The 13130-nt window shown below is 70.9% G+C and carries 11 protein-coding genes; 3 read left to right on the top strand and 8 right to left on the bottom strand.

What is annotated here, in order from left to right:
- Window positions 1-59: 59 nt before the first annotated feature.
- Entirely contained in the window at window positions 60-1220 is a 1161-nt protein-coding gene (locus GQQ92_RS12650; RefSeq protein ID WP_156999658.1) for a PrsW family intramembrane metalloprotease, read from the bottom strand.
- Complete coding sequence (locus GQQ92_RS12655) at window positions 1217-2617, bottom strand: FAD-binding oxidoreductase (RefSeq protein WP_156999659.1); 1401 nt, start codon at window positions 2615-2617, stop codon at window positions 1217-1219. The genes GQQ92_RS12650 and GQQ92_RS12655 overlap by 4 nt, the downstream gene beginning before the upstream one ends.
- Window positions 2618-2692: 75 nt before the next feature.
- On the opposite strand from GQQ92_RS12655, the gene GQQ92_RS12660 reads away from it, so the two are divergent.
- Window positions 2693-4219, top strand: coding sequence for an AlkA N-terminal domain-containing protein (locus GQQ92_RS12660; RefSeq protein WP_156999660.1), 1527 nt, complete (start codon window positions 2693-2695; stop codon window positions 4217-4219).
- A 40-nt stretch (window positions 4220-4259) separates the two neighbouring features.
- On the top strand, window positions 4260-4931 hold the full coding sequence (locus GQQ92_RS12665) for a FadR/GntR family transcriptional regulator (protein WP_156999661.1): 672 nt from the start codon (window positions 4260-4262) through the stop codon (window positions 4929-4931).
- A 75-nt stretch (window positions 4932-5006) separates the two neighbouring features.
- On the opposite strand, the gene GQQ92_RS12670 is transcribed toward GQQ92_RS12665, so the two are convergent.
- The 4 genes from GQQ92_RS12670 to GQQ92_RS12685 form a co-directional block, all read right to left on the bottom strand.
- Window positions 5007-5999 (bottom strand): ABC transporter substrate-binding protein, encoded by a 993-nt coding sequence (locus GQQ92_RS12670; protein WP_156999662.1) that lies wholly within the window; start codon window positions 5997-5999, stop codon window positions 5007-5009.
- Between the two features lie 143 nt (window positions 6000-6142).
- Entirely contained in the window at window positions 6143-7180 is a 1038-nt protein-coding gene (locus GQQ92_RS12675) for an ABC transporter permease (protein WP_156999663.1), read from the bottom strand.
- A complete protein-coding gene (locus GQQ92_RS12680) occupies window positions 7177-8709 on the bottom strand; it encodes a sugar ABC transporter ATP-binding protein (RefSeq protein WP_156999664.1) in 1533 nt (510 codons plus the stop codon). Before GQQ92_RS12680 ends, GQQ92_RS12675 begins: the two co-directional genes overlap by 4 nt.
- Window positions 8706-10010 (bottom strand): enolase C-terminal domain-like protein, encoded by a 1305-nt coding sequence (locus tag GQQ92_RS12685; protein ID WP_156999665.1) that lies wholly within the window; start codon window positions 10008-10010, stop codon window positions 8706-8708. Before GQQ92_RS12685 ends, GQQ92_RS12680 begins: the two co-directional genes overlap by 4 nt.
- 264 nt (window positions 10011-10274) lie before the next feature.
- On the opposite strand from GQQ92_RS12685, the gene GQQ92_RS12690 reads away from it, so the two are divergent.
- The gene (locus GQQ92_RS12690) at window positions 10275-11150 is read left to right on the top strand and encodes a fumarylacetoacetate hydrolase family protein (protein WP_232057676.1); all 876 of its coding nucleotides are present in this window, start codon (window positions 10275-10277) and stop codon (window positions 11148-11150) included.
- A 24-nt stretch (window positions 11151-11174) separates the two neighbouring features.
- Here GQQ92_RS12690 and GQQ92_RS12695 read toward each other — a convergent pair whose 3' ends face one another.
- Entirely contained in the window at window positions 11175-12641 is a 1467-nt protein-coding gene (locus GQQ92_RS12695; RefSeq protein ID WP_197738246.1) for an aspartate ammonia-lyase, read from the bottom strand.
- 64 nt (window positions 12642-12705) lie between these two features.
- Complete coding sequence (locus GQQ92_RS12700; RefSeq protein WP_156999667.1) at window positions 12706-13008, bottom strand: DUF4190 domain-containing protein; 303 nt, start codon at window positions 13006-13008, stop codon at window positions 12706-12708.
- Between the last annotated feature and the right edge of the window lie 122 nt (window positions 13009-13130).

The following is a 13130-nucleotide window of genomic DNA, read 5'->3' on the forward strand; positions in this document are numbered from 1 at the left end:
AATCCTACGTCGCGGGTGCCCGGAACGGCAGAGCAGTCAGGCCCACGGTACGGCGGCGTTCAGGCGCCGGGCCCCGCGATCGCGCGCCGGTCGGCCGCCACCAGGTCGAGGAGCTCGCGCTCGTCGGCGAGGCGTCTGGCATCGGCCCGCCCGGTGACGATGGCCTGGCGGGTGAACGCCAGCCTCGTGGCATCCGCGATGAACCGACGAACCTGATCGGTGCGGGGCGGCCGCTGCGCACGACCCCACGCGAGCGCGGCGCTGCGGCCGGCGGGCGACGCGAGCCCCTCGACCTCGTCGGGGTTGAACCATCCGGCCGCCGCGTACTCGAGCAGGCGGGCGCGCGTGATGCTTCGCTCCTGGCGCCGGAGCAGCACGGTGACGACGATCGCGGCGACGAAGATCGGCACCTGCACGAGGAGGTACAGCACGACCGCGTCGGAGGCGAACGTGAGCGATCCGTTCCAGAGCGCGTGCAGTGCGACGGCGCAGACGAGCCCGAGAAGGAACCACCAGAGGATGCCGGGACCACGCGTGCGGCGGGCGCCGAGGCCGATCGCCACGCCGGTGCACGCGGTGAAGAGCACATGCGCGAACGGCGAGAACAGGCCGCGGACGACGAAGGTGGCGCCGAGCGCCGCGCCGCCGCCCTCGAGAAGCGAGGAGCCGAAGTAGAGGATGTTCTCGGTGAACGCGAAGCCCGCCGCGACCGTCGCCGCGTAGACGAGCCCGTCGACCGGGCCGTCGAAGTGGCTTCGCGAGAACGTGAAGAGCAGCAGCACGCCGAGGCCCTTCGCCACCTCCTCGACGAGCGGCGCCTGCACCACGGCCTGCATGGCGTCGTCGGGGCCCGCGGCGATCGCGAACGCCATCGCGAGCTGCACGCCGGTGTCGACGATGAGCGCGATGGCCACCGACACCGCGGCGCCCCACAGGAACGCGAACCAGAGCGCCCAGCGGGGCTCGGGTTCCCAACGGTCGATCCAGCGCACCGCGAGCAGCACGATCGTGAGCGGCACGAGCGCGAGGAGGCTGCCGATGACGAGGGTCGACGTGCCGAGCGCCCACGCGAGGTACGCGAGCACGACCGCCCCGACCAGCGCGGCCGCCGCGATGCCGATCGGGCCGAACAGCCCGACACCCGAGCGGCGGCGCGCTGGTGCGGAGAACTGCGCGAGCACGTGCGGGCTCGGGCCGGGGTTCAGCACCGGGCCGGTCATGCGTCGGTCCCGAACATCACGCCGGGGTTCAGGATTCCGGTCGGATCGAACACGGCCTTGATGCCGCGCTGCAGCGCATAGGAGTCCTCGCCGAGCTCGTCGGCGAGCCAGCGCCGCTTCAGCACTCCGACGCCGTGCTCCCCTGTGAGGGTGCCGCCGAGGGCCACGGCCTCGCGGAACATCGCGTCGGCGGCGGCCCACACGTGCTCGGGCACCTCGCCCGGCTCGCCGTCGAAGACGAAGTTCGGGTGCAGGTTGCCGTCGCCGGCGTGCGCGAGCGTCGGGATCTCGAGGCCGTGCTCGGCGCCGATGCGCTCGATGGCCCGGAACATCTCGGGCAGCCTCGACCTCGGCACGGCGACGTCCTCGATGAGCACCTGCCCCCGTGAGGCGAGCGCCGGGTGCATGCTGCGGCGGATCGCGACGAGGCGGTCGCCCGAGGCGGCATCCGTCGACGTCGAGACCCGCCCGCCGACCCCGGCGAAGATCGCCGCGATCGCCTCGGCCTCGGCGGCCGCGCCGGCGGCATCCGTCTGTGCGAGGAGGAAGGTCTCGCCCGGCGCAAGGGTCGCGAGCGGGGTGCCGGCCAGCGCCGCCGCGCCGAGGAACCCGGCCACCCTCGCGAGGCCGGCCGCGTCGATGAGCTCGAGCATCGCCGGACGCAGTCGGGCGGCCGTGACGGCAGCGGATGCCGCGGCCGCCGTCTCGACGTCGGGGAACATCGCCGCGACCGTGACGACCTCGCCCGTGACGGCGGGCCGAAGCCGCACGGTCGCCTCGACGATGACGCCGAGGGTGCCCTCGGATCCGGTCATGAGGGCCGTGAGGTCGTAGCCCGTGACGCCCTTGACCGTGCGGTGGCCGGTGCGGAGCAGGCGCCCGTCGGCGAGCACCACCTGGAGCCCCAGCACCGACTCGCGCGTCACGCCGTACTTCGCGCACAGCAGGCCGCCCGCGTTCGTGGCGATGTTGCCGCCGATCGACGAGATCGCGCGGCTCGCCGGGTCGGGTGCGAACCACAGGCCGAGCGGGGCGAGCAGGTCGTTGAGGTCGCCGTTCAGCACGCCGGGTTCGACGACCGCGAGCTCGTCGGCCTCGCTGATCTCGAGGACGCGGTCCATGCGCGAGACGTCGAGCACGATCGCGCCGGTGCTCGCGATCGCACCGCCGGCGAGGCCCGTGCCGGCGCCGCGCGGCACGACCGGCGTACCGGTGGCGTGCGCGATGCGCAGCACCGACTGCACGTCGTCGACGGAGGCGGCGTGCACGAGCGCGAGGGGCGCGACGGCGCTGCGCCAGCCCGAGCGGTCCTCGCGCGTGGCGTCGAGCGCGGCGGCATCGGCGGTGACGGCGGTGCCGAGGGCGGCGGTGAGCTGGGCGAGGACGTCGTGCGGCATGCCGCCAGCATATGCGTCCCGGCTCGTGTCCGATTTCCGCTGGTCGCGGTCGGCGGCGCGTGCAAGGGTGGAGGCATGGCCCGCCCCGATGCCCGCACCGCAGACCCCTCGTTCGCCGAGCGCTACCGCGCGATGCAGGCCCGCGACGCCCGGTTCGACGGCCAGTTCATCACGGGCGTGCACTCGACCGGCATCTACTGCCGTCCGAGCTGCCCCGCGGTCTCGCCGAAGCCGTCGAACGTGACGTTCTACCTCACGGCGGCCGCGGCCCACGAGGCCGGCCTGCGGGCCTGCAAGCGCTGCCTGCCCGACGCGGTGCCCGGCTCCCCCGAGTGGAACCTGCGCGACGACCTCGCCGCGCGCGCCATGCGCCTGATCGCCGACGGGCTCGTCGAACGCGAGGGGGTTCCCGGGCTCGCCGCACGTCTCGGCTACACCCCGCGGCATCTCACCCGCGTGCTCACGGCCGAGCTCGGCGCCGGACCGCTCGCGCTCGCCCGAGCGCATCGGGCGCAGACGGCCCGCTCGCTGCTCACGTCGACGACGCTGCCGGTGGCGGATGTCGCGTTCGCCTCGGGTTTCGGCAGCATCCGGCAGTTCAACGACACGATCCGCGAGGTCTACGAGCGCAGTCCCCTCGAGGTGCGCGCTGCTGCCCGTGGCCCGAGACGCGGCGGCGGCCGGGGCGACGCTCCGGGCGAGGCGGATCCGGGCACCGTGCACCTGCGTCTCCCCGCGCGGGCGCCGTTCGACGCCGACGGCGTCTTCGCCTGGCTCGCCGCACGCACCGTCGCGGGCGTCGAGACGACCTCGATCTCCGACGACGGGCGTCCCGTCTTCGTGCGGACGCTGCGGCTCCCCGGCGGGCCGGCGCTCGTCGAGCTGACCCCTGGCGACGACGCCGCCGACCCGAGCATCCTCGTGCGGGCCCGCCTCGCCGACCTCGCCGACCTGCCGCCCCTCGTGGCGCGGGTGCGACGCCTGTTCGACCTCGACGCCGACGCCGTCGCGATCGACGCTTCGCTGGCATCCGATCCGGCGCTCGCGGCCTCGGTCGCCGCCGTGCCGGGAATGCGGGTGCCCGGATGCCTCGACCCGCACGAGCTCGTCTTCCGCGCGCTCATCGGGCAGCAGGTCTCGGTCGCGGCGGCGCGCACGGCGCTCGGGCGGCTCGCGGAGGCCCTCGGCGAGCGCGCGGTGTTCGCCGCGACGGAGGCGTCTCCGACGGTGCTCTTCCCGACGGCCGCCGCCATCGCCGAGCACGGCCACGAGGTGCTCCGCGGCCCCGCCGCCCGCATCCGCACGATCCTCGAGGTCGCGGCGAGGATCGCCGGGGGCGACCTCCCGGTGTCGGCTGACCGCGAACGGCACGACCTCGAGGCGCAGCTGCTCGCCATCCCCGGCATCGGCCCGTGGACGGCCGGCTACGTCGCCATGCGCGTCACCGGCGCCCCCGACGTGCTCCTCACGGGCGATCTCGCGCTCCGCAACGGCGCCGCGAACCTCGGGCTCCCCCGCGCACCGCGCGAACTCGCCGCGCTCGGGCTGCGATGGGCGCCGTGGCGCAGCTACGCGTCGATGCACCTCTGGCGCGCGGCCTGAAAGATCCGATGTCTCCGGCTGCGGGCGCTACGATCACGGTATGGCCGTCACCGACGAAGCGATCCTGAAGATCAAGGACATGATCCTCACCGGCGAGATCGGGCCGGGCGACCGCCTCCCGCCCGAGAAGGAACTCAGCGAACATCTTGGCCTCAGCCGCTCCTCCCTGCGCGAGGCCGTCAAGGCGCTCGAGGTCATCCGGGTGCTCGACGTGCGCCGCGGCGACGGCACCTATGTCACGAGCCTCGAGCCTCGACTCCTGCTCGAGGCCATGTCGTTCGTCGTCGACCTGCACGACGACCAGTCGGTGCTCGAGATCTTCGCGGTCCGACGCATCCTCGAGCCGGCCGCGGCCTCGCTCGCAGCGCGCAACGTCGACCCCGAGATCCTCGAACGCCTGCGCACCGTCGTGACCGGCGTCGACGACGCGACCGACGTCGAGGGGCTCGTGAGCCACGACCTCGAGTTCCACCGCGGCATCGCCGAGGCGACCGGCAACGCGTACCTCGCGAGCCTCATCGACTCGATCTCGGGCCACACGGTCCGCGCCCGGGTGTGGCGCGGCATCACCGAGGAGAACGCGGTGGACCGCACCCTCCACGAGCACCATGCCATCCTCGACGCGATCGCGATCGGCGACGCCGACCTCGCGCACGCGCTCACCCTGACGCATGTGAGTGGCGTCGAGCACTGGCTCCGCTCGGCCCTCTGAGCCCGACGCCGCTCCCGCGCCGGGGCACGACGAAGGGGCGCCGACCGCGTCGACGCCCCTCCGTGCACCTGCGGCCTACTCGTAGAGCACGGCCTGGATCTCCTCGTCGTCGATGTTCGCCCCGTCGTACCAGTAGTAGCCGGTGTCGATCGTCTCGGGCAGGTCCTTGCCGTCGATGGCTTCGACGGCCGCCTTCACGGTCTCGTAGCCGATGCCGACCGGGTTCTGCGTGATCGCGCCGAGCATGAGCCCGTCGCGGATCGCGTCCATCTGCGCCTTGCCCGAGTCGAAGCCCACGACGGCGAGCGACGCCGGGTCGATGCCGAGCTCCTTCACGGCCTGCACGACGCCGATCGCCGAACCCTCGTTCGAGCCGTAGATGCCCTTGAGGTCGGGGTTGGCGGCGATGATCGCCTTCGCGAGGTCGGCCGACTTCGCCTGGTCGCCGCCGCCGTACTGGATGTCGACGATCTCGATGTTCGGCTCGTTGTCCTCCATGTACTGCACGAACCCGTCGCGGCGCTCCTGACCGGTGACCGAGGTCTGGTCGTGCACGACGAGCGCGACCTTGCCCTCGTGGCCGACGGCGTCGGCCATGTGCTTGGCGGCCTCGGCGGCCGCGGCGAGGTTGTCGGTCGCGGCGGTCGTGAGCGGGATGTCGCTGTCGACGCCCGAGTCGAACGCGATCACCGGGATGTTCGAGTCCTTCGCCTGCTGCAGCAGCGGGCCGGCGGCCTGGCTGTCGAGGGCGGCGAAGCCGATGGCGGCCGGGTTCTTGTCGAGGGCCGTCTGCAGCATCTGGATCTGCTGGTCGACGTCGGCCTCGGTGTCGGGCCCCTCGAACGTGATCTCGACGTCGAACTCCTCGGCGGCCTGCTCGGCGCCCGACTTCACGGCCTGCCAGAACTGGTGCTGGAACCCCTTCGAGACGAGGGCGATGTACGGCGTGTCGCCGCTGCCCCCGTCGGAACCGGATCCGCTGTCGCCGCCGTCGCTCGCGCAACCGGCGAGGACGAGTGCGGTGATGGCGGCGCCGACGACGGCTCCGACCATGCGCTTCTTGAACATGTGATCACTCCCTTGTGTCTGTTTCGGTCTGTGTTTCGGGTGGTGCAGGCTCCGGGTGCCCGGAGTGGTCGATGATGCGGGGTGGTGCCGGTCGGTGCGGCGTGCGGCCCGCGGCGTGCGGCCCGCGGCGTGCGGCCCGCGCCTCAGGCTCGCCGGCGGCGGAGCATGTCGAGGTAGACGGCGACGAGGATCACGATGCCGACCGCGACCGACTGCCACTCCTGCGGGACGGAGATGATCCGAAGGCCGTTCGTGAGCACGGCCATGATGAGCGCGCCGATGACGGTGCCGATGATGGAGCCCTTGCCGCCCTGGAGGGACGTGCCGCCGATGACGACCGCCGCGATCGCCTCGAGCTCGAGCCCCATGCCGCCGGTGGGCTGCGCCGACGAGAGTCGCGAGGCGCTCAGCACGCCGGCGAGGCCGACGAACAGCCCGGCGAGCGTGTAGATGATGATCTTCCACCGGCGCACGTTGACGCCGGAGAGCGCGGTGGCCGCTTCGTTCGAGCCGATCGAGAAGGTGTACCGGCCGAGGATCGTCTTCGACAGCAGCACCGCGGCGATCACGATCATCACGATGAAGATCGCGACGCCCATGGGGAACCGGATGCCGGGGATGATCGACAGGTTCATGATCTGCTGGAACTCGGGGGTGTCGTTGAAGTAGATCGGCTTCGTGCCCGAGATCACGAGCGAGAGTCCGGCGGCGATGAGCATCATGCCGAGCGTCGCGATGAACGGCGGGATGCCGAGGACCGAGACGTTGATGCCGTTGATGAGCCCGATGAGTCCGCCGAACAGGATCGTCGCGAGCACGCCCGCCCACAGCGGCCAGCCCAGGTAGGTGAGGAACACGCCCGCCATGACGCCCGAGAGCACCATGCCGGTGCCGATCGAGAGGTCGATGCCGCCGGTGATGATCACGAACGTCGTGCCGAGGGCGAGGATGCCGGTCACGGTCGCCGCCGTGAGGATCGACACCAGATTGTTCGCGGTGAAGAAGTGCGGGCTCGCGAACGAGAACACCACGACGATGAGGATGAGGCTCGCGAACGCGAGGAGCTGCTGCAGCGACCCTCGGAGCCGCGCGAAGCGGGGGGCGCCGCGGTCGATCGCGGCGAATGCCGTCGTGGAGGGGTCCCGGTCCGGCTTCGGCGGCGTCACGGTTGGGCTCGTCATGCGATGGTTCCTTCGCTCGAGAATCGGGTTGCGTAGTCCATGAGGTTCTCCTGCGTGGCATCCGCGTTGTCGAGGATCGCCGTGAGGCGTCCTTCGGCCATCACGGCGATGCGGTCGGAGAGCCGCAGCACCTCGGGCAGTTCGGAGGAGATCATGATGATGGCCTTGCCCTGCTCGGCCAGGCCCTTCAACAGGGTGTAGATCTCCTCCTTCGCGCCGACGTCGATGCCGCGGGTCGGTTCGTCGAAGATGAGCACGTCGCAGTCCTTCGCGAGCCACTTCGCGATGACGACCTTCTGCTGGTTGCCGCCGGAGAGGTTCTGCACGAGCTGCGCGCTCGAGGGCGTCTTGATGCGGAGCTTGTCGATGTAGTCGCGGCCGGTCTTCTCGATGCGGGCGTCGCTCACGAATCCCAGCGCCGAGGTGTAGTCGCGCAGCGCCGAGAGCACGATGTTCTCGCGCACGCTGCGCTCGAGCAGCACGCCGAGGTGCTTGCGGTCCTCGGAGAGGTAGCCGATGCCGTGCTTGGACGCCTCGGCGGGGTTGCCGATGGAGACGGCCCGGCCGTGGACTCGGATCTCGCCCGACTCCCGGGGGTCGGCCCCGACGACGGCCCTCGCGACCTCGGTGCGCCCGGCCCCCATGAGGCCGGCGAAGCCGAGGATCTCGCCGGCGCGCACGTCGAAGCTCACGTCGCGCAGCAGCGACCGGGTCGAGAGGTGCTCGACCGAGAGCACGGGGTCGCCGTCGATCACCCGCGTCGCCGGGCGCTGCTCGCCCGAGATCTCGCGGCCGACCATGAGCGAGATGACCTCGCGCTGGTCGGTGTCGGCGGTCACGCGCGTGCCGACGTTGCGGCCGTCGCGGAGCACCGTGATGCGGTCGGAGATGCGGGTGAGCTCCTCCATGCGGTGCGAGATGTAGATGACCCCGGTGTCGGGGCGGCGGAACCGGCCGATGAGCTCGAACAGCACGTCGACCTCGGCGTCGTTCAGGGCGGCCGTCGGCTCGTCCATGATGAGCACCTTCGCCTCGAACGAGAGCGCCTTCGCGATCTCGGCCATCTGCTGCTTCGCGACGGTGAGGTTCTCGATGCGCTCGGTCGGGTCGAGCGCGAGCCCGAGGCCCTCGAAGAGCTTGCGCGCGCGGCGGTTGAGGCTGCGCTCGTCGAGGAAGAATCCGGCCGCCCGCTGCTCGCGTCCGATGAAGATGTTCTGCGCGACGGTGAGGTCGGGCATCAGGTTGAACTCCTGGTGGATGATCGAGATCCCGAGCTCCTGCGCATGCTTGGGCCCCTCGATCGAGAGCTCCTCGCCGTTGAGGCGGAAGGTCCCGGCGTCGGGCGTGTGGATGCCGGCGAGCAGCTTCATGAGCGTCGACTTGCCTGCGCCGTTCTCGCCGACGAGCGCGAGCACCTCGCCGTGGTGCAGCTCGAGGCTCACGTCGTCGAGCGCCTGCACGCCGGGGAATCCCTTGCTCACGCCACGCAGGTCGAGGAGCGGCGCGGATGCCTCGGGCGCGTCGGTCATGCCGGCACCTCGCCGACGCGGATGCCGCGCCAGGTGTACTCGGCGATCGACGCCGCGTGCATCTCGGTGCCGGCGCCGGGCGCCTCGGGCACGAGGTAGCGACCGTGCTCGACGACCGCGGGGGTCGTGAAGTGCTCGTGGAGGTGGTCGACGAATTCGATCATGCGCCCCTCCATGCTGCCCGAGACGGCGACGAAGTCGAACATCGAGAGGTGCTGCACCGCTTCGCAGAGGCCCACTCCCCCGGCGTGCGGGCAGACGGGGATGCCGAACTTCGCGGCGAGCAGGAGGTTGGCGATGTTCTCGTTGACGCCGCCGACGCGGGTCGCGTCGATCTGCATGACGTGCATGCCGCCGGCCTGGAGCAGCTGCTTGAAGACGACGCGGTTCTGCACGTGCTCACCGGTCGCGACGCGGATCGGGGCGACGCCGCGGGCGATCGCCGCGTGCCCGAGGATATCGTCGGGGCTCGTGGGCTCCTCGATCCAGGCGACGTCGTACTCGGCGAGCGCGTTGACCCAGGCGATCGCGTCGGCCACGTCCCAGCGCTGGTTGGCGTCGATCGCGATCGGGAACCCGGGCCCGACCGCGGCACGCGCGATCGCGAGCCGTCGCCGGTCGTCGTCGACGTCGGCACCGACCTTGAGCTTGATCTGCGGGAATCCGTCGGCGACCGCTTCGCGGCAGAGCCGCTCGAGCTTCTCGTCGGAGTACCCGAGCCAACCGGGCGTCGTCGTGTAGGCCGGGTAGCCGACGGCGAGCAGCTCGGCCTCGCGCTCGATGCGCCCGGGTTCGGCGGCACGCAGGATCTCGAGGGCCTCGTCGCGGGTGAGCGCGTCGGAGAGGTAGCGGAAGTCGACGAGGTCGACGATCTGCTCGGGCGACATGCGCGAGAGCAGGCGCCAGAGCGGAAGGCCGGCGCGCTTGGCCTTGAGGTCCCAGAGCGCGTCGAGCGCGGCGCCGATCGCCATGTGCATGACGCCCTTCTCCGGGCCGAGCCAGCGGAGCTGGGAGTCGTGGGCGAGCAGCCGCCAGGCCGCGCCCATGTCGTCGAGCAGCGCCTCGACGTCCTGCCCGAGCAGGTGGCCCCTGAGCGCGTCGAGTGCGGCGACCTCGACGTCGTTGCCGCGCCCGATCGTGAAGACGAACGCGTGCCCGGCGAGTCCGTCGTCCGAATCCGTGCCGATGGTGATGTACGCGGCGGAGTAGTCGGGGTCGGGGTTCATCGCGTCCGAACCGTCCAACTGCAGGGAGGTCGGGAAGCGGATGTCCGTGGTGTCAACGCTGACGATCGTGCTCATGAGGTCCTTTCGTGGGCATGACGAGCATAAACATCCGATGTCTATGGAGTCAAGCCATGAATCACCCGACTTTTCGCTCTTCGCCGACCCGATCAGGCATCAGAGTTCGGATGTTCGGGCGGCCAGCCCGCGCCTCTGCGGCGCCGGATCGCGCCGATGCCGCGCTCCACGGGCGCGCGCAAGTTCGACATCACGTCGTTCGCGGCATCCGATCTTGTACGTTGTGCACAGCGATCCACCCGAACCCGCAGATAGTCTGAACAGGTGAGATTTGCGCACCTCAGAGTCGAAGGCCAGACGACCCCCCGACTCGCGGTGGTGGAGGGCGAGTCCGCGATCTTCCTCGACGAGGTGATGCCGCAGCCGCCCCGCGACCTGCAGGACCTCATCGAACAGGGCGACGACGGGCTGGCCCGGGTGCGGGCGGCCGTCGGCGACGCGAACGGGGTCGCACCCCCGCGGCATCCGACCGCCGAACTGCGCCACTCCTCCGCGGTGCTCCGACCGGCGCAGGTCATCGCGATCGGCGCCAACTACGCCGCCCACGCCTCCGAGCTGAAACTGCGCTCCGAGACGGCGATGACGATCTTCTCCCTCTGGCCCAACTCGCTCTCCGCCCACGGCGCGACGACGACCTGGCCCGAAGACCTGACCTCGCAGGTCGACTACGAGGCAGAGCTCGGCGTCATCATCGGGCGCCCCGCACGCGGCGTGCACGCCCGCGACGCGCTCGACCACGTGTGGGGCTACACCGTGGTCAACGACATCACCGCCCGCGACATCCAGTTCAGCGAGGCGCAGTGGTCGCGCTGCAAGTCCTTCGACGGCTTCACGCCGACCGGCCCCGTCGTCGTCACCGCCGACGAGATCCCCGACCCGCAGAACCTGTGGCTGACGACCAACCTCGACGGCAGCATCATGCAGGACGCCTCGACGGCCGAGATGGTGCGCAGCGTCGCCGAGATCATCTCGCTGCTCTCGCGGTCGGCGACGATCCCGCCCGGCACGCTCATCTCGACCGGCAGCCCCGGCGGCGCGGGCTACTCGCGCAAGCCGCCGGTGTTCCTGCGCGACGGGTCCACCGTCACCGTGAGCATCGAGGGCATCGGGTCGCTCACGACCCACTGCCGCGTCATCTGAGCTGCGACCGCGGCCGCATCCGCGTCACTCCGAGGGCTCGCCCTGCAGGTCGATCACCGGGATCGCCTGGGTGATCGGGCCGATGCCCGACAGCTTCGACGGCACGAGCTGCGCCTCGACCGCCTCGCGCGTCATGAGCCCCGCCTCGACCACGAGGTCGGCGACCGGCCGCCCGGTCGCGAGCGCGAGCTTCGCCAGCGCGGATGCCTCGGAGTACCCGATGAACGGGATGAGCGCGGTGATCATGCCGACGCTCGACGCCGCCATCAGCGCGAGATGCTCGGTGTTCGCCGTGATGCCGTCGACGCAGTTCACGCGAAGGGTCCAGCAGGCCTGACGCATCCAGGTGATCGACTGCAGGAGCGAGTGCGCGATGACCGGTTCGAACGCGTTCAGCTGGAGCTGGCCGCTCTCGGCCGCCATCGTGACCGTGAGGTCGGCGCCGGCGATGGCGTAGGCGACCTGGCTGACGGCCTCGGGGATGACCGGGTTCACCTTGCCCGGCATGATGCTCGAGCCCGCCTGCCGCGGCGGCAGGTTGATCTCGCCGAAGCCGGCCTGCGGGCCGGAGGAGAGCAGCCGCAGGTCGTTGCAGATCTTGGAGAGCTTGATGGCGCTGCGCTTCAACGCGCTCGAGAACGTCATGAACACGCCGGTGTCGCTCGTGGCCTCGATGAGGTCGGGCGCGGTCACGAGATGGCGACCGGTGATCGCGCTCAGGTGCGACACGACCCGCCCCGCGTAGCCGGGGTCGGCGGTGATGCCCGTGCCGATGGCCGTGGCTCCGAGGTTGACCTCGCCGAGCAGCTTGATGGTCTCGCGGAGCCGCTCGAGGTCTTCGCCGAGGGTCGTGGCGAAGCCGTGGAACTCCTGGCCGAGCGTCATCGGCACGGCATCCTGCAACTGCGTCCGCCCGACCTTCAGCACGCTGTGGAACTCGCGCCCCTTCTCGCTGAACGAGCGCCGCAGCAGCTCGAGCTCGTCGAGCATGGTCGTGAGCGAGAGGGTCATCGCGACCTTCAACGCCGTCGGGTACGTGTCGTTGGTGGACTGGCTGCGGTTGACGTCGTCGATAGGGTGCAGCACGTCGTAGCGGCCCTTGGCGTATCCGGCGGACACGAGCGCGACGTTGGCGATGACCTCGTTCGCGTTCATGTTCGTCGAGGTGCCGGCGCCGCCCTGGATCACGCCGACGACGAACTCCTCGTGGTGCTCGCCGTCGATGATCTGCTGGCACGCGCGGTCGATCCAGTCGGCCTTCTGCTCGCTCAGCACGCCGACGTCGCGGTTCGCCCTGGCCGCGGCCTGCTTGACCGACGCCAACGCCACGATGAGCTCGGGATAGACCGAGATGGGCCGTTTCGAGATCGGGAAGTTCTCGAGGGCGCGCATCGTGTGCACCCCCCAGTACGCGTCGGCCGGGATCTCGACCGAGCCGAGGGAGTCGGTCTCGGTGCGGGTGGGGTATGGGATTGCGGACGTCGTCGTCACGAACACCTCCGGGTCGATAGGCGCTTTCGAGCCTACCGCCGGAGGTGACGAGAGCCCACGGCTCCTAGATGAACGCGAACGGCAGCAGGACGAGCCCGAACGCGAGCGCCGCGAGCGTGGCGATCACGGTGCCGGCGAGCATGACCGCGTTCAGCACGATGCCCCACACGGCCATCGTGCGCGACGCCGGCTCACGCCGCAGCGCCATGATGCCGAGCACGAGGCCGATGACGGGCACGAAGAACGTGAAGCTCGCGAAGATCGACACGATGCCGAGCACGAGGCTCGAGATGCTGAACCCGTTCGTCTCGCTCACGGGGGCGACGTTCGGCGTGGTGGCGGTTGCGGTTGCGGTTGCGGTGGTCATGGAACCAGCTCCTGTCTCAGTGGTGATTCCACGCTACGGACGCCGCGCGCCCCGAGACATCCGGTGAACCCCCGGATACGCTCTCAGGGATCCCCGAATCCCCATCGATCGGAGCCGGGCGC

This window comes from Agromyces terreus (genome assembly GCF_009749465.1).
In the GTDB taxonomy this organism is placed as follows: domain Bacteria; phylum Actinomycetota; class Actinomycetes; order Actinomycetales; family Microbacteriaceae; genus Agromyces; species Agromyces terreus.